Annotated in this window: 21 protein-coding genes and 1 pseudogene; 9 read left to right on the plus strand and 13 right to left on the minus strand. The window is 68.2% G+C overall.

The genetic code is table 11. From position 1 onward, the window contains the following. Positions 1 to 136: 136 nt before the first annotated feature. Positions 137 to 1,729 (minus strand): MDR family MFS transporter, encoded by a 1,593-nt coding sequence (locus tag ACQP0P_RS31245; RefSeq protein ID WP_433361408.1) that lies wholly within the window; start codon positions 1,727 to 1,729, stop codon positions 137 to 139. Positions 1,730 to 2,051: 322 nt separating this feature from the next. Further along, on the minus strand, positions 2,052 to 2,891 hold the full coding sequence (locus tag ACQP0P_RS31250; protein WP_433361411.1) for a sulfurtransferase: 840 nt from the start codon (positions 2,889 to 2,891) through the stop codon (positions 2,052 to 2,054). Between the two features lie 481 nt (positions 2,892 to 3,372). Between ACQP0P_RS31250 and ACQP0P_RS31255 the strand changes: the two genes are divergently transcribed. After that, a complete protein-coding gene (locus ACQP0P_RS31255; RefSeq protein ID WP_433361414.1) occupies positions 3,373 to 4,548 on the plus strand; it encodes a DNA-directed RNA polymerase subunit alpha C-terminal domain-containing protein in 1,176 nt (391 codons plus the stop codon). Between the two features lie 244 nt (positions 4,549 to 4,792). Here ACQP0P_RS31255 and ACQP0P_RS31260 read toward each other — a convergent pair whose 3' ends face one another. Further along, positions 4,793 to 5,209 carry a transposase gene (locus tag ACQP0P_RS31260; protein ID WP_433382203.1) on the minus strand — a complete coding sequence of 139 codons (417 nt, stop codon included), beginning with the start codon at positions 5,207 to 5,209 and terminating at the stop codon, positions 4,793 to 4,795. A 292-nt stretch (positions 5,210 to 5,501) separates the two neighbouring features. Between ACQP0P_RS31260 and ACQP0P_RS31265 the strand changes: the two genes are divergently transcribed. Together ACQP0P_RS31265 and ACQP0P_RS31270 are read left to right on the plus strand one after the other, a co-directional pair. Then, positions 5,502 to 6,578: an IS630 family transposase gene (locus ACQP0P_RS31265; protein ID WP_433361417.1), complete on the plus strand. Its 1,077-nt coding sequence runs from the start codon at positions 5,502 to 5,504 to the stop codon at positions 6,576 to 6,578. A 255-nt stretch (positions 6,579 to 6,833) separates the two neighbouring features. Continuing rightward, positions 6,834 to 7,628 carry a hypothetical protein gene (locus ACQP0P_RS31270; RefSeq protein WP_433361420.1) on the plus strand — a complete coding sequence of 265 codons (795 nt, stop codon included), beginning with the start codon at positions 6,834 to 6,836 and terminating at the stop codon, positions 7,626 to 7,628. A gap of 266 nt (positions 7,629 to 7,894) precedes the next feature. On the opposite strand, the pseudogene ACQP0P_RS31275 reads toward ACQP0P_RS31270, so the two are convergent. From ACQP0P_RS31275 to ACQP0P_RS31285, 3 genes and pseudogenes are all read right to left on the minus strand, one after another. Continuing rightward, a pseudogene (locus ACQP0P_RS31275) lies at positions 7,895 to 9,086 on the minus strand (RNA-guided endonuclease InsQ/TnpB family protein); the annotation flags it as partial. Positions 9,087 to 9,222: 136 nt separating this feature from the next. Continuing rightward, entirely contained in the window at positions 9,223 to 9,693 is a 471-nt protein-coding gene (locus ACQP0P_RS31280; RefSeq protein WP_433361422.1) for an HAD domain-containing protein, read from the minus strand. A gap of 64 nt (positions 9,694 to 9,757) precedes the next feature. After that, a complete protein-coding gene (locus ACQP0P_RS31285) occupies positions 9,758 to 10,219 on the minus strand; it encodes a recombinase family protein (protein ID WP_433361425.1) in 462 nt (153 codons plus the stop codon). Between the two features lie 179 nt (positions 10,220 to 10,398). Between ACQP0P_RS31285 and ACQP0P_RS31290 the strand changes: the two genes are divergently transcribed. Beyond that, entirely contained in the window at positions 10,399 to 10,794 is a 396-nt protein-coding gene (locus ACQP0P_RS31290) for a DUF5753 domain-containing protein (protein ID WP_433361428.1), read from the plus strand. Further along, positions 10,785 to 10,994, plus strand: a complete 210-nt coding sequence (locus ACQP0P_RS31295) for a DUF397 domain-containing protein (protein WP_433361431.1) — start codon at positions 10,785 to 10,787, stop codon at positions 10,992 to 10,994. The genes ACQP0P_RS31290 and ACQP0P_RS31295 overlap by 10 nt, the downstream gene beginning before the upstream one ends. A gap of 200 nt (positions 10,995 to 11,194) precedes the next feature. On the opposite strand, the gene ACQP0P_RS31300 is transcribed toward ACQP0P_RS31295, so the two are convergent. From ACQP0P_RS31300 to ACQP0P_RS31310, 3 genes are read right to left on the minus strand one after another with little or no spacing between them, the layout of a single operon-like run. Beyond that, entirely contained in the window at positions 11,195 to 12,814 is a 1,620-nt protein-coding gene (locus ACQP0P_RS31300; protein ID WP_433361434.1) for an amidohydrolase, read from the minus strand. Positions 12,815 to 12,852: 38 nt separating this feature from the next. Further along, the gene (locus ACQP0P_RS31305; protein WP_433361437.1) at positions 12,853 to 14,742 is read right to left on the minus strand and encodes an NAD(P)-binding protein; all 1,890 of its coding nucleotides are present in this window, start codon (positions 14,740 to 14,742) and stop codon (positions 12,853 to 12,855) included. Then, a complete protein-coding gene (locus tag ACQP0P_RS31310; RefSeq protein ID WP_433361440.1) occupies positions 14,739 to 16,172 on the minus strand; it encodes an APC family permease in 1,434 nt (477 codons plus the stop codon). Before ACQP0P_RS31310 ends, ACQP0P_RS31305 begins: the two co-directional genes overlap by 4 nt. 85 nt (positions 16,173 to 16,257) lie before the next feature. Between ACQP0P_RS31310 and ACQP0P_RS31315 the strand changes: the two genes are divergently transcribed. Next, positions 16,258 to 16,902, plus strand: a complete 645-nt coding sequence (locus tag ACQP0P_RS31315) for a TetR/AcrR family transcriptional regulator C-terminal domain-containing protein (RefSeq protein ID WP_433361443.1) — start codon at positions 16,258 to 16,260, stop codon at positions 16,900 to 16,902. A 224-nt stretch (positions 16,903 to 17,126) separates the two neighbouring features. Then, entirely contained in the window at positions 17,127 to 17,249 is a 123-nt protein-coding gene (locus ACQP0P_RS31320) for a hypothetical protein (RefSeq protein ID WP_433361446.1), read from the plus strand. A 207-nt stretch (positions 17,250 to 17,456) separates the two neighbouring features. Here ACQP0P_RS31320 and tnpA read toward each other — a convergent pair whose 3' ends face one another. Further along, the gene (tnpA, locus tag ACQP0P_RS31325; protein ID WP_433360634.1) at positions 17,457 to 17,885 is read right to left on the minus strand and encodes an IS200/IS605 family transposase; all 429 of its coding nucleotides are present in this window, start codon (positions 17,883 to 17,885) and stop codon (positions 17,457 to 17,459) included. A gap of 23 nt (positions 17,886 to 17,908) precedes the next feature. Here tnpA and ACQP0P_RS31330 point away from each other — a divergent pair, with 23 nt between their 5' ends. After that, on the plus strand, positions 17,909 to 19,228 hold the full coding sequence (locus ACQP0P_RS31330; RefSeq protein ID WP_433360630.1) for an RNA-guided endonuclease InsQ/TnpB family protein: 1,320 nt from the start codon (positions 17,909 to 17,911) through the stop codon (positions 19,226 to 19,228). Positions 19,229 to 19,267: 39 nt separating this feature from the next. Here ACQP0P_RS31330 and ACQP0P_RS31335 read toward each other — a convergent pair whose 3' ends face one another. The 3 genes from ACQP0P_RS31335 to ACQP0P_RS31345 all read right to left on the minus strand — a co-directional run bounded on the left by ACQP0P_RS31335 (position 19,268) and on the right by ACQP0P_RS31345 (position 22,138). Continuing rightward, entirely contained in the window at positions 19,268 to 20,050 is a 783-nt protein-coding gene (locus ACQP0P_RS31335; RefSeq protein ID WP_433361449.1) for an SGNH/GDSL hydrolase family protein, read from the minus strand. Then, positions 20,047 to 20,622, minus strand: coding sequence for a PadR family transcriptional regulator (locus ACQP0P_RS31340; protein WP_433361452.1), 576 nt, complete (start codon positions 20,620 to 20,622; stop codon positions 20,047 to 20,049). The genes ACQP0P_RS31335 and ACQP0P_RS31340 overlap by 4 nt, the downstream gene beginning before the upstream one ends. Before the next feature lie 289 nt (positions 20,623 to 20,911). Then, entirely contained in the window at positions 20,912 to 22,138 is a 1,227-nt protein-coding gene (locus tag ACQP0P_RS31345; RefSeq protein ID WP_433361455.1) for an FG-GAP repeat domain-containing protein, read from the minus strand. A 67-nt stretch (positions 22,139 to 22,205) separates the two neighbouring features. On the opposite strand from ACQP0P_RS31345, the gene ACQP0P_RS31350 reads away from it, so the two are divergent. Further along, complete coding sequence (locus tag ACQP0P_RS31350) at positions 22,206 to 22,625, plus strand: DJ-1/PfpI family protein (RefSeq protein WP_433361458.1); 420 nt, start codon at positions 22,206 to 22,208, stop codon at positions 22,623 to 22,625. Positions 22,626 to 22,695: the final 70 nt, after the last annotated feature.

The raw sequence follows: 22,695 nt of genomic DNA on the forward strand, positions 1-22,695 counted from the left end.
ACGGGTTCGACGGTTCAGGCCGCGTCGTCGGCAGCGTGACTCACTGCCCGGCCCGCCACCCCGCGTGAGGCGATGTTACGGGCCGCGTTGACATCGGCGTGCTCAGCGAAGCCAAACGCGGTCGCCGCCCAGGCTGTCACGGAGGGCTCCCCCCGGCGGCCGTGCCGGATGATGCGGTGAGCGGGCGTTCCCTGAGTAGCAGCGCCAGCACCAGGCCCGCCCCGAACACCACCGCCAGCCACAGGAACATCGGCACCAGTCCGTCGGCGTAGGCCCCGGCGACGAGCGCGCGGGTGGCCGGCGGCAGCGCGGCGGCCACCTCGGGCGTCAGGCGGTGCGGGTCACCGGCCCCGCCGAGCACGGGGACCAGCCCCGCGGCGACCCGGTTGGCGAACACCGAGCCGATCACCGCCGCCCCGACCGTCACGCCGATCTCCCGTACGAAGACGACCGTCGAGGTGGCGGTGCCGACCGAGGACTGGGGCACCGCGATCTGCACCGCGGTGATCGAGACCTGCATGAAGCAGCCGACCCCGAGGCCGAGCAGCACCAGGTAGGCGGCCAGCAGCCACCAGGGCGTCTGCGTGGTCATCGACCCGAGCAGCAGCATCGAGGCGGCCGCGAGGGCGGTGCCGACGATCGGGTAGATCTTGTAGCGCCCGAACCTGCTGATCAGGAGACCGGTGCCGATGTTCGCCGCGAGCAGGCCGAGCGTCAGCGGCACCAGGAACAGGCCCGCCGCGGTGGCGCCCATCGAGTACACCATCTGGACGTACGACGGCACGTAGCTGACCACGCTGAACAGCCCGGCGCCGACCACGATGCTCAGTCCACCGGCGACCAGGACCGTGCGGTCGGCGAGGAGGCCGAGCGGGATGAGCGGGTCGGCCGCACGGCGCTCGGCGAGCACGAACAGGAACGTTCCCACCAGTGTGAACGCGCCCAGGCCCAGGATCGTCGGGGACGTCCAGCCGTGCAGCGTGCCGCCCCAGGTGCCGATCAGGACGAGCGCGGTCGTCGTGACGGCCATCAGCGCGGTGCCCGTCACGTCGAGGGGTGCCGACAGCCGCCGCTTCGGCAGCCGCAGCGAGGTGGCGGCGAGAACGAGGGCCACGATGCCCAGCGGCAGGTTGATCCAGAAGATCCAGCGCCATCCGGCGCCGTCGGTGAGCGTCCCGCCGATGAGCGGGCTGACCACCGTGGCGACGCCGAAGACCGAGCCCAGCGGGCCGAGGAACCTGCCCCGGTCGCGCGGCGGGACCAGGTCGGCGACCACGGCCTGCGACAGGATCATCAGTCCCGCGGCGCCGAGGCCCTGCAGGGCGCGGGCCAGGACGAGCTGGACGATGTCCTGGGCCGCGCCGCACAGCGCCGACGCCACCAGGAAGACGACGATCGACCCGAGCAGCAGCGACTTGCGCCCCAGGGCGTCGCCGAGCTTCCCGAAGACCGGCATCGCGACCGCCGTGGCGAGCGCGTAGGCCGCCACGACCCACGACATGTGTTCCAGGCCGCCGAGCTCTCCGACGATGGCGGGCAGGGCGGTGGCGACGATCGTCTGGTCCAGCGCGGACAGGAAGGTGACCAGCAGCAGGGCGACGAAGACCCTCCCGAGCCGGGGAGCGGGGGCTGGAGGCGAGGCCGAGACAGGGGACTCGGACAGGGATGAGGAAGAAGGAAGGGCCTCGGACCGCACGGAGGCGCCGGGCATGACAGGGGGATGATCCACGAGAGACTTCTCCGCGGGTCTCCGCTCGCGTTGTGCGGCGGTGACGGCGGCAGGAGGCGCGGCACGGGACATGATCGCCCCGGACCGACGGGCGGCGATGTCAACACCGCGCCCCGTCGTCCCTCCAACTATCCCATGCCCCTCTTATCACACTCTGGTTGGGTATGTGTTACAGCACACCCTTTGCCCGCTTCCGCACCGTGTCCGAGATGACCTCCTCCTGACCAGGTGATCGTCGCCACGGCCCTGCCCGCCGTTCGCGGAGAGCGCGGCGGCCAGCGCCGAAGGCGGCGGTCACCGAGCCACAGTGGGCGGCTCCCCGTCAGCCGGTGGCCGCGGGCCGGTCGGGGTCGTTGGACCACTGCGACCACGACCCGGCGTACAGGGCCGCGTGGACCCCGATCCGCTCCAGCGCGAAGACGGTGTGCGCGGCGGTCACCCCCGAACCGCAGTAGACACCGACCGCCGTGTCCTCCTTCACCCCGAGGGCGCCGAAGCGGGCGGCGAGTGCCTCCGCGTCGAGGAAGGTCGCGTCCGGCGTCAGGTTCTCCCCGGTGGGGGCGTTGACCGCGCCGGGGATGTGGCCGGCGCGCGGGTCGACCGGCTCGGTACGGCCGAGGTAGCGCTCGGCCGCCCGCGCGTCGAGCAGCACGCCGGTGCCGGCGAGGTCGGCCGCGGCGTCGGCGTCGAGGACGGGCAGGGCACCGGAGGTCAGCGTCACGTTTCCCTCCTCGGGCCGGACCTCGCCGGTCTCCACCGGATGGCCCGCCGCCGTCCAGCCCCGCAGGCCGCCGTCGAGCAGCCGCACCGCGGACACCCCCGCCCAGCGCAGCAGCCACCACGCGCGCGCCGCGGACAGGCCGCCACCGGCGTCGTACGCGACGACCTCGTCACCGTCGTCCAGCCCCCAGCGGCGGGCGGCGCGCTGGAGCGTGTCCAGGTCCGGCAGCGGATGCCGCCCCTCCTCGGGAGAGGGCGGGGCCGCCAGCTCGGTGTCCAGGTCGACGAAGACGGCCCCTGGCAGGTGACCTTCGAGATAGGCGCGGTGGCCGTGCGGGTCACCGAGCTGCCAGCGAACGTCGAGAAGCCGGACGCGCGCCCCCGACCCGAGCCGTTCGGCCAGCTCGTCCGCACCGATCAGTCCGGTCGGGCTCTCACTCATCAAATACCTCCAGCGTGGAGACCCCGCCCTGCAGGGCGGGGAGGATGTCAACGTTCCGTCCTTCTGACATTTGAATACGGCGTGGATCAGACCTTGCGGCCGGTTTCCTGAATTTGGCCGGGATTTTGGAACCAGTGGGTCACCCAGGCGTCGTACGTGTCAGTATCAAGAATATAAAAACCGTACTTTATACCGGTTTAGTAGGTTTCAAGCCGTAACCCGATCCGAGTCCACAGACGCCCGTGCCGGAACGTGTCCACAAGGACCTTGCCCTGCCACCGAATGGCCCGCACGGATACCCCCCAGGAGCGACCCCCCACCCCCGTCGAAGCCGAACTCACCTGGGGCGCCGACCGACCACGGCGCGAACAGGGTGTGTCTCCGCCCTGGAGAGCGCCCCGCGGAGCGGCGCGGGTTGACACCTCGGCAGATGGTGGAAAGACTCACGTCGGGGAGAGTGTGATCTTAAGGAAGGTCCACGGTGTCACTACGTCAGTCATGGACAACGGACCATGACTCACTGTGCCTGGGGTACTCGCCGGGTGGCAGCGACCTGACTCTGCCCATCGAGGAACTCAACCTCACGGTCCGTGCATACAACCGCCTCAAGCGTATGGGCATCCACACCTGCGGCGAGCTGGCTGCCCTCAGCGAACGGGATCTGCTGGCCATCGAGGGCTTCGGCTCCAAGCTGGCCGAAGATGTCAAGCAGAGGCTTGCCGAGGTCGGCCTGTCCCTGGGAGCCGCCCCACCCGACGGCGTCCGGGAGCACGTCTCCTTCATCTGGCACGGCTCTTCGGCATTCGTCTACTCGGTGGCCTTCCACCCCGACGGCCACCTGCTGGCCACCGCCGACGCAAACGGCACCGTGCGGCTGTGGGACACCACCACCGGCCAACCCGTCGGCACCCCCCTGGCAGGCCACACCGAAATCGTCTACTCGGTGGCCTTCCACCCCGACGGCCACCTACTGGCCACCGCCGGTGCGGACGACACAGCACGGCTGTGGGACACCACCACCGGCCAACCCGTCGGCACCCCCCTGGCAGGCCACATCAGATCTGTCTACTCGGTGGCCTTCCACCCTGACGGCCACCTACTGGCCACCGCGGGCTGGGATTACGGGGTACGGCTGTGGGAGGTCTCCACCTGCAGGCTCATCGCCCTGTTCACCGGACACACCGGCGCCGTCGAGTCGGCGGCCTTCCACCCCGACGGCCACTACCTGGCCACCGCGAGCGATGACGGCACCGTACGGCTTTGGGACGCCACCGGCCAGACCGTTGCCCTGTTCGACCACCCCACGTGGGTCCACACGCTGGCCTTCCACCCCGACGGCCACCTGCTGGCCACCGCCGACGCAAACGGCACCGTGCGGCTGTGGGACACCACCACCGGAAAGCCCGCCGACGCCCCACTGACCGGCCACACCGGCTCCATCTGGTCAGTGGCCTTCCACCCCGACGGCCACCTGCTGGCCACTGGAGGCGCCGATCGCACAGCGCGACTGTGGGACACCACCACCGGCCGGTCCCTGTCCATCGGCCACCCCGGGGTCGTCGCCTCGGTGGCCTTTCATCCCGACGGCCGCCTGCTGGCCACCGCCGGCAGCGGTGGCACGACACGACTGTGGGACATCTCAGCGCCACATCCGTGACCCGTCGAGCGGAGAGTCGAAACGTACCAGGCCCTGCCTGGCGGATCTTGCCGTGGCGAGGTGCCACCTGACCACGGTGGGGACAGTGCCTGGAGAGAATCTCACAGCCACGCCTCACTCGGCGTGGGGGCGGCGGCCTCGCCGATTCAAGTTCGGGGCGGCTCTGCCGAAGGCAGACGTACACACCGCGCCTGTCGAGGACCGGGTTTTGAGCGCATTCCTGACCCTGCTGGTTAACCCGGCTTCATGCGGCCAGGGCGAGTTCCGCCAGTTCGAGGCGGGCCAGGTGGCTGGTGCGGGTCCGGTCGAGGGGGTGGCCGTTCCACCAGGCATCCAGACGGATCAGGTTGAGCGCGACCGCTGAGAAGACGTGTTCGAGGTGGACCTTCTTGATGCCGCGGTAGCGGGCCCGCCGGATGCCGCAGGCAGCGACGGCCTGGCCCACGGTGCCCTCGACCCCTGCCCGGAGCTTGTACCTGTCCCGCCAGTCGGTGCCGGCCTGTTCGGTGCGGGCGGTATCGAGTGCCTGCCGGATCGGCTGAGGACGGATGGTGATCTGGCATCTGTCCTTCTTACCGGTGGTGCACAGGGTGCGGACCGGGCACGGGCGGCACAGGGCGGTGGGGAAGGTGACGACGATCGCCTCGCCGCCGCCTGTCAGCGGCGTGGACCACCACCGGCTCCTCCTGCGCCTCGGCCGCCGACGGCCAGGGCATCGACCCCTACAACCAGACCTACGCCTACGACAGCGTCGGCAACATCACCACCCTGACCGAGGACGGCCAGGCCGCCACCTACACCTACCCCACCGGCACCGTCCGGCCGAACGCCGTCACCTCCATCGCCCGACCCGGCGGCACCGACACCTACGCCTACTGACGAAGAAAGTTGGGCGTCACGGGCTGTCCGGGGGTGCTTGTCTGCACTGTTTGCCCAGGTGACAGCCTGGAGGTATGAGGTACTCAGACAGAAGCGGGGGATTGTCTGGCGCGGAGCGGGAGCGGCGTGAAGCGCTGCGGCTTCGGGCGGCGGACATGTTCTCCGGAGGAATCACTCCGCCGCGGGTGGCCCAGCTGCTGGGCGTGACGCGTAAGTCCGCCTGTGAGTGGCACCGGGCCTGGCTGAAGGGTGACAAGGCCGCGCTGGTCTCCAAGGGGGCCGCCGGGACCGGCTGCAAGCTCACCGAGGCGCAGCTGACGCGGCTGGAGGCGTTCTTGGACGAGGGCGCGATCGCGCACGGATGGGACGATCAGCGCTGGACGAGCGCACGCATCGCCACCCTGATCGCCGAGAGGTTCCACATCCGCTACACCCCGCGCGGGGTGGCCTACCTGATGGAGCGGCTGGGATGGTCGTTCCAGGTGCCGGCGCACCGGGCGGCCCAGCGCGACGACGAGGAGCTCGCCGGCTGGAAACGGCGGGTGCTGCCCGCTTTAAAAGCACCTGGGCGGCCTGGGGTTCCTGGCTCGTCTTCGCCGATGAGTCCGGCCAGAACCTCCAGACCGCCCAAGCGCAGGACCTGGGCCCGCAAGGGGCACACCCCGGGGTTGCAGGTGGCCTACCGCGGCCATGGGCGGGTCTCGATCGCCGCGCTGATCTGCGCCAAACCGGGGATGCGGACGCGACTGATCTACCGTATGCGCACCTACCACCACCGCAAGCACGAGCCGAAGGGCTTCACGGTGGCCGACTTCCAAGCGCTGCTACAGGCCGCGCACGCCCAGCTGGGCGGCCCGATCTCGTTGGTGTGGGACAGCCTGCCCGAGCACGTCAGCGCCGAGATGCGCGCGTGGATCGCCGCCCGTCAGGACTGGTTGCTGGTCTATCGGTTCCCGGCGTACGCGCCTGAGCTGAACCCGGCCGAGGGCATCTGGTCCAACCTGCGTACCAAGCTGTTCAACTTTACCGTCCACGGCATCGACGAGCTCGCCGGTCTGATCAAGAACCGGCTCAAACCCCTGCAGTACCGGCCCGACCTGCTGAACGGCTTCATCGCCGAAACCGGGCTCACGATCTCTGATCTGGCATAACCCCCGGCTTTCATGCTCAGTAGGCCAAGAGGTGACGGTCCCTGAGGTAAGAAACTGCTGGTGGGGGCGTATGAAGGTCGCAGGCTTCATTGGCCATCACCCGGGAGAATAACGCTCCAGCGGCGATCATCCGGCTGGTCATGGCCCGGAGCAGCCGACTTGGTGGCGAGACACCGTGCTTGGCGCGAGATGTCGGAGTGCGAAGATCGCACTACAGCCCTTCGCCATGAGGGCGCGAACGGGAGGATGTTCTCAGTGAGGCGATGGATCGCCGCGCCAGCCGTCATGCTGGTTGTCCCGATGGTGGTCGCCGGTCTCGGTATCACCGCGAACGCCCAGGTCGCTCCGGCCGACCCGATCGACGCGCTCAAGCGCCAGCTCGTCGAGAACCGGGGTGTGAAGATGTCGAAGGTCCACACCTCCACATACACAACGGATGGGGAGAAGGAGCACTTTTGGACCGAGGCCGTCGCCGAGTTCGGCAAGGGCAAGATCACGGCCATCGATATGACCTATGACTCCGACCGGAGAAACTGGACCGACCCCATACGGCAGATCATCTTTGAGGGCCGCCAGTATGTCCATCACACCCCCTTGCCCAACGGTAAAAGCTGGCTTCTTAGCGAGGACAACGAGATCCGGCCGGTATTGGGCGCTGACTGGATCAAGCTCGCCGATCCCGTCATGCTGAAGACGGTGCTGGCCACGACCAAGGTCAAACGCCCCGCGGGCATCTACGACGGCACGCACACCACGCTCTACCAGGGTACGATCACCCTCGGCCAGCTCTACAAGGCCTCTCCCGGATTCCCCTTCGGCCTCGTAGTGAAGCCCACCAAAAAGGAAGCGAAGGCCAAGATCTCCTGGCGGCTCTGGCTCGGCGAGGACCAGCTGGTGCGCAGGGCCTGGGGTTCGTGGAGCGAACCGTTTGCCGAAAACGGTGACGTCCACGTCTCGTATGTCGTTGATGCTCGCCTGACCGGCTGGGGCGCCGAAACCGACATCGCGGCTCCTCCCGCCGATGATGTAGTGACACCCGCAGACTGGTAGAGATCTGAGACCCCCCTTGAATCCGGCATTGATTCTCGGACATGGCCTGGAACTCCAATAGGGGTCCAGCACACGCTGGGATAGGGGGAAACCGGCCATGAGTTGATCTTCAAGACGTTGAGCTGGGCAAACAGCGATCCGCTGCCGTACGGCCAAAACCGCCGCACTTCCGAGATTCCGCCTCCCCGGACAGCGGAGAAGCCCCGATCCACTTCCGAGATTACGAACTTGACATCCTCCCCCTCGTAAACGAGGGGGATTCCCACGGTCGCCCGTGAGGGTTCCTGCTTCACCGCCAGTCGCCCGCCAGGAGAAATCCCCTTTGAGGTCTTACACCGGCTCCACAGGCGTTTCACCTCTCCGCCAGCCCGGCGGCGAGGATGTTCTTCGCGGCGTTGACGTCCCGGTCATGGGCGGCGCCGCAGGCACACACCCAGTCCCGGACGCCCAACGGCATGGACCGCTGGATCGCCCCGCACGCCGAGCACAGCCTGGAGGAGGGGAACCAGCGGTCCACGACGAGGAGTTCCCGCCCGTACCAGGCGGCCTTGTACTCCAGCATGGACCGCATCCGACGCCGGCTCGCATCCGAGATCGCGCGGGCCAGGCTGTGGTTCCTCACCATGTTGCGCACGGTGAGGTCCTCGATCACGACCGTTTGGTTCTCACGGACGAGACGAGTGGTGACCTTGTGCAGGTGATCACGGCGCCGATCACCGATCCGGGCATGGACACGGGCGACCTTGAGCTTCGCCTTCCGCCGGTTGTTCGACCCCTTCTCCGTGCGGGCGAGGCTGCGCTGAGCCTTGGCCAGGCGCTTGCGGTCGGCCCGCTCGTGCCCGGGATTGACGATCTTCTCCCCGGTGGAGAGGGTGACCAGGGCGGTGAGGCCCGCGTCCACCCCAACCGTACTCGCGGCCGGGGGAGCGGGGTGATGCGCTCCTCGACCAGCAGGGACACGAACCAGCGCCCGGCCGCGTCCCTCGACACGGTCACCGTGGACGGCTCGGCCCCCTCGGGCAGCGGACGCGACCACACGATGTCCAGTGGCCCGTTCATCTTCGCGAGGGTGATCCGGCCGTCCTTCCATCGGAAGGCGCTACGGGTGTACTCGGCGCTCGCCCGGGACTTCTTACGGGACTTGAACGTGGGGTACTTCGCGCGTTTGGCGAAGAAGTTGGAGAACGCGGCCTGCAGGTGGCGAAGCGCCTGCTGGAGCGGGACCGAGGACACCTCGGACAGGAACGCGAGGTCCTCGGTCTTCTTCCACGTGGTGAGCGCGGCCGAGGACTCCACGTAGGAGACGCGGCGGCCTTCCTGGGTGTAGGCGCGGGTGCGGTGTTCGAGGGCTTTGTTGTAGACGAGGCGGGCGCAGCCGAACGTGCGAGACAGCTCCGCTGCCTGCTCGTCCGTCGGGTAGAAGCGGAACTTGAATGCCCGCTTCACGATCTGCGCCATGTTTCACACCCTACTGCAAGATCAGTTAAGTGTTGGGTGGGGTGGGTCGTGCGGGTCCAGGCACGCTCAGGCGCTAGAGCGCCTTCCCGCTCCTGTTTCCTCCCCGGCCTGAAGGCCGGGGTATCCACGGGAGTTATTAGATGAATGCCTCGATCGCGTCCATGTGTTCGGGCTGCAGTCCGCGGCGTGGTGAGGGTGCGATCAGCAGAGCTCGGCCGGTTTTGGTGAGTTCGTCGTGCACTGGCCCGGAGGTGGGAACTTCGACGTCGTCGGTCCAGATGAGGCGTCGTCCTTGGGCGAGGACCTGGCGTGCGGCGGTGAGTTTCGCCGCCGCCGCGGCGGTGGCGGTGAGGTGATCGGACCAGGCACGGTCCAGCCGGGGTAGGGCGAACAGTCGTTCCACCTGGTCGGCGTCGGGGCACCAGGTGCTGCACCAGCGAATCTCGGCAGTGCCCGCGTGGTGCAGCGTGCGGATACGTTCGACCAGGGCCGGCGCCCAGCGCATACGGTACGCATCGCCGGCGGAGTAGGCATTGCCACTGCGTGGGGCGGCGCCCCAGCCGGGCCGGGAGACGTTGATCACCCCGTCGACGTCGAGTAACCACACCGGTCGGCTCATCAACCTGGAGGCCCGTCGTGCTGGTGGTCTGACAAGGGTGAGGTAACCGCGTTCACGATCCGTCTCCTGCGGGTTGTGGGGTGAGGTAGCGGTGCAGCGAGGTTTTGGGGATGCCGGTCTTGGCCGCGACCTGGCCAAGGGTATGGCCTTGGGCCTTCAGCAGGCGGGCGTACTCGATTTTGTCGGCCGCATGCGCGATGTGGCGGCCGGCGCTCTCGGCGACGGCGCGGGCGTGGGTGGCGCGCTCGGCGGTGAAGGTGCGTTCCATCTCGGCGAACAGGGCCGGCAGCAGGAAGGCGATGCGGCCCATGCCGGCGTCGGTGGTGTTGATCGGCAGCGGGTCGGCGAGGGAGCGTACACCGATGCCGCGTTCGGACAGGTCGTGGACGAGGCTGAGGACTTCGCGAAGGTTGCGTCCCAGCCGGTCCAGGGTGTGCACCACGATGGTGTCGCCCGCTCGGGCGTAGGTGAGCAGGGCGGTCAGGCCATCGCCCTGCCCGGCGGATCTTGTCATGGCGAGGATCGGTCAGGTGGTGCCTCGCCACGGTGAGGGCCGGGCCTGGAGAGAACCTCACAGCCATGTGTCGTCAGGCGTGGAGGGCGGCGGCCCCTGCCGTTCGGGATCGGGGCGGCTCTTCCCGGGGAAGACGTACACACCGCGCCTGTCGAGGATCAGGTTTCGGGTCGGCACGGATGGACCGCCAGACCATCCTCAACCGAACGAACCCCCCGATGTTGTGGGCGGTCCTCGACGAGGGCATCCTGCTCCGCCCTGTCGGCGGCTCCGGCGTGATGGCGGCGCAGATCCAGCACCTCGCCGAAGTGGGAGAGCGCCCCGACGTCGCAATCCAAATTCTCCCCATCGAAGCCCGCGCGACAACCGGCCTCAGCGGAGGATTCGCTATCGCCCAGACACGCAGAGGGGTGATCAACACGGCTTACATCGATTCGGCTGGTACAGGCCAGGTAATCGATCGACCTGACGAGGTCGCCGCCCTAGCATTGAGATACGAGACGATCCGCGTCGAAGCACTGTCCCAGCGCGAATCCCTGAAGCTGATCAAGGAGACGATCAAGCAATGGACCTGAACCGGGAACTGGCAGCGGCGACGTGGACCAAATCCACTCGATCATCAAGCAACGGCGGCAACTGCGTCGAGGTCGCCCGGCTCTCCGGCGGACGCCACGCCGTCCGCGACAGCAAGAACACCACCGGCCCCGCCCTCCTCTTCACCGCACCCCAATGGACCACCTTCATCAACGGCATCAAGACCGGCGACTTCGACTAGTTGTACTGCCCTGAGAGGTCAGGTAGGCGGCCGGCGGGTGGTTGGCCGTGGAGCTGCGGTTTTCGGCTCTGGCTCACTTTCGGTGGTGACCGAGCGTGGTCACCACCGAAAGTGAGCCAGAGCCGAATCTGCGACAGAGCCGAAAACCGTACAGTCCCGGGTGGTCAGGACGGGCCCGGACGTCCTGACCGTTGGGATCGTCAGGAGTCGTGGACCACGGTTCCCCTGGCGATGGTGGTCATGACCTTCGTGGTGTGCAGGTCGGCCGGGGAGAGTGTGAACGGGTCGTGGTTCAGGACGACCAGGTCGGCGTCCTTGCCCACCTCGATCGTTCCCGTCCGGGTGTCGAGGTGGTTGACGTAGGCCGAGCCCAGAGTGGCGGCGCGCAGCGCGCTCTCCAGGCCGATCCGCTGTTCGGGCAGGAAGGGCAGGTTCGCCATTCTGGCCGGGTCGGCTCCAGGGTCGTAGGTGGTCCGGTTGACGGCCACGTGTATGCCGTACAGCGGGTTGGGGGAGGAGACCGGCCAGTCGCTGCCCATCGCCAGCCGGGCGCCGCCCCGTTCCAGCGCCGCGAACGGATACTGCCAGCGGGCCTGCTCCGCTCCCAGGAACGGCAGCGTCAGGTCGGTCATCTGGTCGTCGTGGTAGGCCCAGATCGGCTGAATGGTCGCTCCCACGCCCAGCTCGCCGAACCTGTGCAGATCGTCGGGGTGCACGATCTGCACGTGGGCCAGATGGTGGCGCAGGTCCCGGGGACCGTGCTGCTTCAGCGCCGCCTCCACCGCGTCCAGCGCCTCTCGTACGGCTCGCTCCCCGATCGTGTGGAAGTGCGCCTGGAACCCGGCGCCGTGCAGTCCGGTGACCGCCTCGGCGAGCTCCGCCGGATCGAAGAAGGAGATCCCGCTGCCGTGTCCGCCCAGGTACGGGCTCAAGGTGGCGGCGGTGAAGTTCTCGCAGACACCATCCTGCATGATCTTCACAGCGTCCAGCACGAACCCCGGCCGAGCCTGTTCGCGCAGGTGCCTCAGTTGGTCGAGCTGCTCGATCCCCCGATCGCGCCGCCACCACAGGCAGCCGCGCACCCGTGCGGTCAGCAGACCGCGGGAGATCACCTCCTGGTAGGCGGCGGTCTGGTCGGAGCCGCCGGGGTAGTCCCCGATGATCGCGTCCTGCCAGGCGGTGATACCCATCGCGTGCAGGTGGCGCTGAGCGACCAGTAACGCCTCCACCTGCTCCTCGAGGCCAAGCTTCGGAACCAGCCGCTCGACCAGCGCCATCGCGCCCTCGTGCAGCACCCCGGTCGGACTTCCACCGGCGTCGCGCTCGATTCGCCCGTCCCCCGGGTCGGGGGTGTCCGCGGTGATCCCGGCCAACTCCATCGCGCGGGAGTTGACCCAGGCACTGTGGTGGTCGCGGTTGGGCAGGAAGACCGGCCTGTCCGCCACGATGGCGTCCAGATCGGCGGCGAGCGGGGTGCCGCCGGGGAAGGCCGCCATCATCCAGCCGCCACCGGTGATCCAACCGTCGCGGCCCCTGGCGTACGCGGCGATCGCGGTCAGGCAGTCCTCGCGGCTCCGCAGGCCGGTGAGGTCGCAGCGGAGCATCTCCATGCCACCGATCACCGGGTGTACGTGCGCGTCCTGGAACGCCGGGATGACCAGGCGGCCCCGGAGCGACCGCACCTGCGTGTGCGGACCGATCAGGTCGCTGATCTCCGCGGTGGAACCCACCGCGGAGATCCGCTCACCCGAGATCGCTACCGCCTCCGCGCCGGGGTGACCATGGACCGCTGTTTCGGTTAGGACCAGATCGGCTGTCATCGATATCCTTCGAGCATCGGGTCGGGCTTTTGCGAGGTCTATGACTGCCCGCCCAGGTGACGGACCGCGCGGTAGGCCGATTCGATGGCGCCGTCCACGAATCCGTGTGCGGCCTGGTCGGTGCAGGCCACCGTGATTCGGCCGACGGGAGTGCCGATGATGTCGGCGGGGGTCGGCCCCTCCGGCCAGAAAGCGGCGTCGAACGGCAGGCCGTAGTAGCGGGCGTAGCCGTGCGCCCACCGGTTGATGGTGATCCCCCTGATGTCTCGCGCCGGGTTGAACCCGGACGGTCCGAGCACCCGGTTGAGCGAGTCGCGCATGCCCCGCTCAAGATCGGCGAAGCTGGCGCTGAACATCTTGACGCGCCCTGCCCTGGCGCCGGCCTGGGGCGACATCCCGGGTTCGGTGAGCCCGGCGCCGAAGTGCACCAGGATCGGGTCGTCCGGGCTGGAGTTGAAGCGGTAGCTTCCCATGCTGACCGGGAAGTCGAGGGAGGCCCCCGGCCAGTAGCCGTCGGGGAAGGAGATCGAGTTGACCCCAAGGCGATGCCAGGCCCGCCAGTTGCTGAGCGCCACGTTCGCGTACATCATGGGGTACTTGACCGCTTCGCGCCCGGCCGCCTTCTGCGCCTCGCTCAGTTCCGGCGCGATGTAGGGGATCATCGCGTTCCAGCAGGCCAGCACCACGCCTCCGGTCCGCACCTTCATGAGCCTGCCGCCGGAGACGTAGAGAACCTCCTGCTGGGTGGCGCGGACGACCGTGCTGTTCAACCTGATCCTGGTACGGGACGACTGCTGGTCGAGCTTGGAGTAGTCGCAGACCGAGGTGACCAGGTCCTCCATCGTCCCCCCGGGCAACGCGGCGGGAATGAGCTTGCGCACCAGGGCGCGTGCCACCGAGGCGTTCCCGTCGGGGAAGTGGAAGATATAGGGATCCTGCGAGTACCAGAACCGCTTGCCCGTGTGGCTCAGGCCGGGCCACGGCTCGCCGGAGAAGTCGAGGTTGAGCCCTCGCATGCCCGTGTACCCCTGGGCAGCGGCTTCGAGCGCCGAGAACTGGTCGATGTTGACGCCCGCGCCGCCCGCGGTCGAGCGCAGCATGTACCGGTAGGCGTCTCCGGTCACCCCGGCGACCTGCTGCAGGAACTGACCGTAGGTGAGCCGGCTCAGTCGCGCCACCTTCTGCTCCGAGCTCAGGCCGGCCAGGTAGTCGGTCGGGGTATCGAAGAGCTCGCTGAGCTGCCGCTTCGACTCCGCGTCCATGGGCGCGTCAGCCAGCCGGTCGGCCATCTTGGCGCCGCCGACCACCAGGTGGTCGCGCCCCCACTGCTCCTTGGAGAAGAAGACGGCCCTGCCGCCCGCGCCGTTGCGCTTGTAGAAGTCCCTGTCGAAGTACTCATAGAACTTGTTCACGTCGATGCCCACGTCGCTGAGGAGCTGCTTGGCCTCGGGCGGGTAGGTGCTGGGCGAGTCGATCGACTGTGATCCGCCGTAGCCGATCAGGGTCTTGCCCTTGACGCGGAACTCGTTGCGCTTGGCGTGCCCGCCGAAGTCGTCGTGCGGGTCGAGAATGAGGATCTTGGCGTTCGGGTTCACGTCACGCAGGTAGAAGTGGGCGGCCGACAGACCGCTGATCCCGGCGCCGACGACGACCAGGTCGTAGGCCTCTCCGGTGTCCTGGGGCGTGCCGGCGGTGTTCCAGAAGGAGCCGCTGCGCAGGGCGTGCGCGACTTCGAAGCTGCCGGTGTGGCTGCCGCGCATGCCGAGCAGCGCGGGCGGGTAGACGCCGTGCGGCTTGCCGGCGGCGGCCTGTGCCGTCCCGGGGCCGAGGATGGATCCCGCGGCCAGTGCGCCCGCGGTCAGGGCCACGCCGTCGAGGAAGTCACGCCGGGTGATCCGACGGTTCATGCCCAGTTCGTTATCGTTCATACGGTTTCCTCGACCTCGGTGGTGGTGAGCTGTGCGTACGCGGTGGGGTTGGTGCCGCGCAGTCGCAGCGCCACGAAGATGCCGATCACGAAGATCACGGGGATCGGCAGGACGAGAATCAGGTTGGTGACGGTGCCCGCCGCCGTGAGCAGGTCGATGTAGGTGATCGCCAGGTAGCAGCCTGCGGTGAGCGCGAGCCCGCCGAGCAAGGGGGCGATGAGCCGGACCCATTGGCTGCCGGGCAGTTGGGGGTTGCGCCGGTAGAAGCCCGCGACCGCGAAGGAGCAGAGGGCCTGCAGCGCCATGATCCCGATCACGCCGGGGGTGTTGAGCCAGACCAGCAGGTTGAGGAAGGGGTCCAGCCCGGCCACGGCGAAGGCGACGACCACGATCAGGGCCAGCGCCGTGGAGACCGCTCCGGCGACCCACGGCGAGTGGGTGCGCGGGTGGACGGAGCCGAACACGGCGGGCAGCACCCGCTCACGGCCCAGCGCGTAGAAGTAGCGGTTGCCCGCGTTGTGGAAGGCCAGGATCGCGGCGAACGCGCTGGAGATGATGAGGATGTTCATCACGTTCACCGCGAGGCCGCCCACGTAGTCGTTGGTGGCCGTGAACACGAGCGCGGGCGGGTTGTCCTGGGCGATCGCGGTGATCTTGCCGGCGCCGAAGGCTGTCACCACGATCCAGGCGATGAAGGTGTAGAAGAGCGCGAGGAAGCCGACGGCGATGAAGGTGGCCCTGCGGACGGAGCGGCTGGCGTCGCGCACCTCCTCGCCGTAGATGGCGGTGGCCTCGAAGCCGATGAACGCGCCGAAGGTGACGGCGAGGGCTCCGGCGAAGCCACCGGTGAAGATGTTGTCCGGGCTGAACGGGGCCAGGCTGAATCCTTCCGGCCCGCCCTTGATCAGTACGGCGACGGCCAGCACGCCCAGAATGGCCACCTCGGCCAGCAGGACGATTCCGAGCACCTTGGCCCCGAGGGAGACCTGGCGGAAACCGAGGAACCAGACCACGGCGACCCCGGCCAGGGCCCAGAACCACCAGGGAAGGTCCAACCCGGTCAGGTCGGCGATGGTCGTCTGGGCGAAGAAGCCGAGGGCGCCGTACAGGCCGATGCCGATGGCGCTGTAGGAGAGCAGTGCGACGAGGGCGGCGCCGACTCCGGCGGGTTTGCCCAGACCTTGGGCGATATAGGCGTAGAAGGCGCCCGCGTTGCTGATGTGCCTGCTCATGGCGGTGAACCCGACCGAGAACAGCAGCAGGGCGACCCCGGCGACGAGGTATCCGGCCACGGCGCCAGGGCCGGCGACGGCGATGCCGATCGGGGCGACCCCGGCCATGACGGTGAGGGGAGCGGCCGCGGCCACCACGAAGAACACCAGGTCACTGGTGCCGATGGCGTCGCGTTGAAGGGTGGGGGGTGCACTCATCCTGACTCCAAAAACTATAGGATGTAGTTAGCCCGAGATTAGCCCTGCCGAAGCCCGAAGGGAAGGCCCTAATGTGGCTGTCGATATGAGCACTCCGCCGCGCCGCAGGGGCCGCCCCCGCAGGACCCTGCTCAGCGCTCCGTCCATCTACCTGGCCGCCCTCGACCTGCTCGACCGCGAGGGCTCCGACGCCTTCAGCCTGGTCAAACTGGCCAAGGAACTGGGCGTTCAGATGGCCTCGCTCTACAACCACGTCGACAACCGCGAGCAGGTGATCCAGGGTGTGCGCGGGCTGCTGGCTGCCGAGATAGGCGGCTCGATACCGGACCGGGCAGGTTGGGAGCAGATGCTCGGCGAGTGGGCCCGGTCCTATCGGGCCGTCTTCGCGCGCCATCCGAACACGGTGAAACTGCTGGCCACCACGCCGGTCAAGACCGCCGCGGTGCTCGACCAGTACGAGCAGGTGGTCGTGGCGCTGGAGAATTCCGGCTGGCCGCTCTCCGAAGTCCTCTGGCTGATGACGGCGCTGGAGTCGTTCGTGCTCGGGTCCGTACTGGACATGGTGGCACCGGAGCAGATGATCGACCTGTCGGCCGACGCCCATGCCCATCCTCGCCTGATGGCCGCGAAGGACGCGTCCCCGCCCCAGAACCGCGCCGACGCCGCCTTCGAATTCGGCCTGGCGGCCCTGCTCGCCGGCTTCCGCGAGCGCTTGACCAAGGGCGGATGACACCGCGGCCATGATCCTGTGGGACTCGTCAAGACGATTCAGGGTCTCGCCTGTGTCAGCCGGCGACTGAGAGTTCCGGCATATGGGAGGCTTGCTCGGTAGCCTTTCTCGACTACCGAGACCTCTGTACGTCAGGCTCTCCGTGGGACTCGCTCACCGCGACCGATCTGCCCGCACTCGCCCATGCTTCGCCCATCGAACAAGAGAGGGCGTTCCCGGCATTGGTGCTGCGAAATCCAGACGTGGTCGCGGAGCTGGGCGGTTTCCTCATCAGACGCCTGTGGGACCGCGCGGTCGCCCGTGCCCTGCTCGCCGGACCGCGCCACGACACCCTTCTGGCCGGCTGATTCGTCTCAAGCGCGTCTTCATCACCTGTGACCACGCTCGGTCACCACCGAAAGTGAGCCAGAGCCGAAAACCGTACAGTCCCGCCATGCGGTCTACCAGAATGTGGGCCAGTGCTCTGGCGTTCACGCCGGGGGTGAAGGCCCACGCGGGAGTGCCCGCCAGGGCGCGAGCGTGCCCTGACCTTTCGGATTTGTCGGCAGCTTCACTCACACAGGTCGTTTCTGCTGCTCGATGTACTGTTTGAGCACGGTGAGCGGCGCCCCGCCGACCGACCCGGCGAAGTAGGAGCCAGACCAGAAATGTCCGCCCCAGAGGTATTCGCGGACGTGTGTGCTGTATTCCTTACGAAGCATCCGAGCCGAGACCCCCTTCAGCGAGTTGACAAGTTTGGACAGGGCGACCTTGGGCGGGTAGTGGACCAGCAGGTGGACGTGGTCGTGCTCGCCGTTGAACTCGCGCAGCTCGACCTCGAAATCGGCGCATACCTCGCGCATGAGTTCCTCGCAGCGGATCAGCATCTCGTCGGTGAACACCCCACGCCGGTACTTTGTCACGAACACCAAATGGGCGTGGAGGTTGTAGACGACATGTCGTCCCGTTCTCACATCGGGGTTCGGATTCCATCGCGGTGACATAAACCAAACGATATGATCAGTGTGTGGAGAAGGTGAAGCGGGCTCGTGCGCACGTGGCGCGACTCGACCTCAATCCGGCCCAGATGGCCGTTTTGGACGGTCAAGCCCACACCGCGCGCGCCTTGTGGAACGTGCTCCATGAGTTCACGACCTTCCGCCAGGGCCGGTTCGCGTCACCGAAGGAGTGCGACGCGGCGATTCGAAAAGCACGCCGCGAGATCGAGTGGATGGGGCAACTCCCCGCTCAGGCCGCGCAAGCCGTACTGAAAACCTACCGGCAGGCGTGGGCGAACTTCTTCAACCCCGACCACCCGGCCAAGCGCCCGACGTTCAAGAGCCGGTTTCGGTCCCGATCCCGGATGGCCGTGGACGTCCCCCAGGCCCGCGACCTGCAGATCAGCCGGATCAACCGCAGGTGGGGCGCGGTGAGTCTGCCCAAGGTCGGACGGGTGAGGTTCCGGTGGACAAAAGACCTGCCCGGCATCACCAAGGGCGGACCGCCGGGCAGAGTCACCGGGGCTCGCCTGGTGAAAGAAGCCCACGGGTGGAACATCGTCTTCCGTATCGAGCTGCTCGTATCGGCCCCCGTCGCGCACACCGGGCCGAAGGTCGGCATCGACCGGGGCATCACGGTCCCCCTGGCCCTGTCCACCGGGCAACATCTTCGGCACGGCCTATGGCTCACCGGCGGGCAGAGCGAGCGGCTCTTGCGTCTGGAGCGCAAAAGCGCCCGTCAGCGTGCCACCCGCGAGAAAGGCGACCCGGTCTCCAACCGGGAACGCCGCACCTACGACCAGATCGCCCGGCTCCGCGCGACAGCCAAGCGCCGAGCCGTCGACTGGCAACATCAGAGCACGACCGACCTTGCGCGGCGATTCAGCGCGATCGTGGTCGAAGACCTGAAAATCACCACCATGATGGCCTCGGCGTGTGGGACCGTGGAGGAGCCGGGGGTCAACGTCGCCCAAAAGCGGGGCCTGAATCGCTCGATCGCGGGCGAGGCGTGGGGCCGAGCGGTGGAGTTGCTGACCTACAAGAGCGCCGATCGTGGCGGTCTGGTCGCCAGGGTCCGCCCGCACGGCACCAGCCAAGAGTGTCACCGCTGTCACACCACCACCGCGGGATCACGCGAAACGCAGTCGCGGTTCGCGTGCAAGAACGTGGCGTGCGGATGGATCGGCAACGCCGATACCAACGCCGCCCGAAACCAGCTTCATCGGTACAACTCTGCCGCCGGACGGGCGGTCACAGGGCGTGGAGACTCCGGGATACCGGGGCCTGTGAAGCGTCAAGCATCCTGTTCCACAGTCTCGCCCGCACCCGCGCTGCGAGCTGCTGCGTAAGCAGCACAGGAATCCTCCACATTTATGTGGAGGAGCACGTCAATTCTCACCGTGGAGTAGTACAGGTCCGAGGTCGGGGCGCTTGGCGGTGCGGCCGTCGCCAGAGGATCTGCCCCGGATGCGGCGGTAGATCCACGGGCCGGCGAAGCCTGCGATCCAGCGGACCTCCGTCCCCGTGCTGCGCAGGCGGCCCCGTGGAGCGACCGGGTCGAGCGGAGCCGACCAGGTGTCGTCGCTGCCCGGCAGCCCGAGTGCGTGCGCGAAGGCGGCGGCGATCCGGGCGTGTCCCAGGGGGCTGGCGTGCAGGCGGTCCGAGCTCCACATCCTGGCGTCGGTGGCGAAGGCGTGCGGGAAGGTGTCGACCACGGTGACGTCATGGCGGGCGGCGGCCTCGCGGATGTGCTCGTTGAGCGCGAGCACGCGGGGCAGCAGCGGCCGAGCCAAGGGGGCGATCTTCCCGATGTCAGGAAATGTCACCGTAAGGACGTGCGCGCCCGCCCCTGTGAGCGCGGCGAACATCTCCTCCAGGCTCCCGGCCACCGCGCGGGCGTCGAAGCCGGGCCTGATCAGGTCGTTCATCCCGGCTATCACCGTGGCCAGGTCCGGCCGTAACCGCAGCGCGGGAGCGAGCTGCTCGGCGAGGACCTGCGAGGCGAGCCGTCCTCGTACGCTCAGGTTGGCGTAGTGCAGCTCCGGGGACGCCCCGGCCAGGTGCTCGGCGAGGCGGTCGGCCAGCCCTCGATAGCCCCGGACCTCGTCACCGTCGCCGAGGCCCTCGGTCTGGCTGTCGCCCAGCGCGACGTACCGGCTGTAGTGCGTCATCGCTGCTCCTCGCGGTGGCTCGCCATACGGGAGCGGAGCAGGGCGGCGGTGGTCAGGCACCAGTCGCGCATCTCCCGCTCCAGGCGGCATCCGGCCAGATAGGTCAGGTACGGGCCGATCCGGGGGGACGTGCGGAGGAACTCCTCCTCAGCCAGGTCGCCGCGCAGCCTGCGCATGCCCTGCTCGAACAGGGCCAGCTTGGCGGCGGCCTCGACGGCCCGCTCGTCGAGCTGGGCCAGCACGGGAGCCGGGTCGAGATGGTCGATGGCCTGGACCTTCACCGCCAGATCGTCGCGCATCGACAGCGGCTTGGAGGCGGTGGCGGCGAAGGCGGCCAGCTCGTCCAGGCCCGCCTGGGTGACCGTGAAGATCCGCTTGTTCGGCCGGTCGAGCTGGATGACCTGCTCGCCGGCGATCATCCCGGCCTTCTCCAGCTTCGCCAGCTCGGTGTAGAGCTGCTGCGGGAAGGCGTACCAGAAGTTGGACACGCCCACATCGAAGATCCTGGCGAGCTGGTAGCCGGAGAATCCGCCGTCCAACATCGCCGCCAGTACCGCATGCCGTAATGCCATGGAGCGGACTATCTACTAAATTCCATGAGTAGTCAAGAAATTTGGCAATCTGTACGGATACGGGGGGCCGGATCCAGATCTGGCGCGACTCCGAGAACCCGCACCATCGCCCCGGGCAGAGCCGCCCACCGGGAAACATGCGCAACCAACTTGATCGCACCGCACCCTCAGGCAAAGACTCCTCACCGGCCGACTTCATAAAGTAATCGTATGCTTACAGTGCGGCGACCGGGATTGGGGCAAGCCGTCGCGCTCCGCGGAGCGGCGGAGTGCGCCTGGAAACCGCAGATCATCCAGGCGACAGGTCGAACCGGCTCAGCACTCTCCTGCCGTCCGTGACGATGACCGCGAAGCCGTCGTCACGGGTGGCCAAGGCGAGCTCGTCGTCGCCGTCGCCGTCGTAGTCCCCCGCCGCCAGCGGCGCGGCCGCCCGGCCCACCCCCTCGATTCCGCCACCGGCGCGCAGGCCGCCTGAGCCGCCCCAGAAAATCCGGACCGGACGGTTCGCCCCGCCGAAGGCGAGGTCGTCCCGGCCGTCCCCGTTGAAATCGCCGGCGACCGCCGGGCCCGCGGTGCCTCTGAACGCCTTGGTACGGCCATCCCCGTAATAGACGGTCAGCGTCTGGTCGACCGAGGGAGCCTCGGTCTCGTAGCCGGGCTCGTCGTTGCGGCCACCATCGTCGCCGACGGCCACGTCCCTGGTGCCGTCGCCGTCGAAGTCGCCGAACGCGGCCGCCATCCCCTTGTGCAGCTTGCGCCCCTCCTTGGCCAGGCCGCCGGGCCCGGCGTCGAGCAGCCAGCCGGAGGTCTGCTCCCCGTCGTCGCTCTCGTACACGATCAGCCTGGTCGCCCGCCGCCCGTCGATCCGGTCCACGGTCATCCGCCAGAATTCCGCGCCGGTCGGCGACGGCTGGACGCTCTCGCGACTGGCGGCTCCCTCGCGGGTGAATGGGCCGTACAGGATTGTCAAGCTCGTGTCGTTCCGGCTGCTGGAGGTGGCCGTCGCCACGTCGGCGGCGCCGTCCCCATTGAAATCGCCGGCGACTGTACGGTACGACGCCACGTCGCTTCGGCCGGGCAGCGGGATCGGGGTCGGCGGCAGCCCGCTATCGATGCCACGCGGGCCGCCCCAGAAGATGTGCGGACGCGTTCGCTCGGCCTCGTTCGGCCGGCCGTATCCCAGGATGTCGCCGAAGCCGTCACCGTCGAGATCGGCCCTGGCACCCACGTCGATCAACCAGGACCAGAACGTCTTAGACGAGACGACCGTCCGCTCCCGCTGGTCCAGGCCCTGCGAGGAGCCGTGGACGATCACGAGATCGTGCACGTTCGCGCGGGGCAGGTCGACTTCGACGACCAGGTCCGCGCGACCGTCACCGTTGACGTCATCGGCCCTCCCCTCGGCCGCACGAGGCGTGGCCGAGGGAGGGGCGACCGTGGGCGTGGCCGAAGTGGCCGACTGGCGCTCAGGCCGAGACCCGTCACCGCATCCCCCCAGCAAGATGGGTAAAGCCAAACAAATCATCACTTTCCACAGGTCAGACACAGGACCTAGTGTGTCCGCCTCCCCGAGCTCGTGGCCTATGGTTCACGGGCGCAGGAGAGCAACTTGTCTCGGGCGCCTGGGGGACGCCGACATCGCCTTCGCCGACGTGCGGCCCGAAGACTACGTCGCCCTGGTCATCCCGGGCGGGCGGGCACCGGAGTACCTCCGCTACGACACGAATGTGCGGCGCATCGTCGACCACTTCGTCACCGAGCGGAAGCTGATCGCAGTCCAGTGTCACGGCCCCTTGATCCTCGCGGCCACCGGAGCCCTCCAGGGCCGCCGTACGACAGGCTGGCCCACCATCGCCGCTGATCTGGAGGCCGCCGGCGCCAAATACGTCGACGAGGAGGTCGTGATCGACGACAACCTCGTCTCGGGCCTGGCGTGGCCCGCCCACCCGGCGTGGATGCGCAAGGTCATCGGCCTCCTCCGGGAGTACGCGCTGCCGACCTGAGGCGTACGCACTCGCGGCGCCGGGCTTTCCCCCGGCGCCGCCGTACGGCCGTGCGTTCAGCTGATCCGTC

This window comes from Streptosporangium sp. CA-115845 (assembly GCF_050943795.1).
Classification (GTDB): Bacteria; Actinomycetota; Actinomycetes; order Streptosporangiales; family Streptosporangiaceae; genus Streptosporangium.

Bases quoted from the DNA above. Each gene is read 5' to 3' on its own strand.
- ACQP0P_RS31250 (WP_433361411.1), bottom strand. From the start codon at position 2,891: ATGAGTGAGAGCCCGACCGGACTGATCGGTGCGGACGAGCTGGCCGAA.
- ACQP0P_RS31265 (WP_433361417.1), top strand. From the start codon at position 5,502: ATGAGGTACTCAGACAGAAGCGGGGGATTGTCTGGCGCGGAGCGGGAG.
- ACQP0P_RS31285 (WP_433361425.1), bottom strand. From the start codon at position 10,219: ATGACAAGATCCGCCGGGCAGGGCGATGGCCTGACCGCCCTGCTCACC.
- ACQP0P_RS31290 (WP_433361428.1), top strand. From the start codon at position 10,399: ATGGACCGCCAGACCATCCTCAACCGAACGAACCCCCCGATGTTGTGG.
- ACQP0P_RS31295 (WP_433361431.1), top strand. From the start codon at position 10,785: ATGGACCTGAACCGGGAACTGGCAGCGGCGACGTGGACCAAATCCACT.
- ACQP0P_RS31300 (WP_433361434.1), bottom strand. From the start codon at position 12,814: ATGACAGCCGATCTGGTCCTAACCGAAACAGCGGTCCATGGTCACCCC.
- ACQP0P_RS31305 (WP_433361437.1), bottom strand. From the start codon at position 14,742: ATGAACGATAACGAACTGGGCATGAACCGTCGGATCACCCGGCGTGAC.
- ACQP0P_RS31310 (WP_433361440.1), bottom strand. From the start codon at position 16,172: ATGAGTGCACCCCCCACCCTTCAACGCGACGCCATCGGCACCAGTGAC.
- ACQP0P_RS31315 (WP_433361443.1), top strand. From the start codon at position 16,258: ATGAGCACTCCGCCGCGCCGCAGGGGCCGCCCCCGCAGGACCCTGCTC.
- tnpA (WP_433360634.1), bottom strand. From the start codon at position 17,885: ATGTCACCGCGATGGAATCCGAACCCCGATGTGAGAACGGGACGACAT.
- ACQP0P_RS31335 (WP_433361449.1), bottom strand. From the start codon at position 20,050: ATGACGCACTACAGCCGGTACGTCGCGCTGGGCGACAGCCAGACCGAG.
- ACQP0P_RS31340 (WP_433361452.1), bottom strand. From the start codon at position 20,622: ATGGCATTACGGCATGCGGTACTGGCGGCGATGTTGGACGGCGGATTC.
- ACQP0P_RS31350 (WP_433361458.1), top strand. From the start codon at position 22,206: ATGGTTCACGGGCGCAGGAGAGCAACTTGTCTCGGGCGCCTGGGGGAC.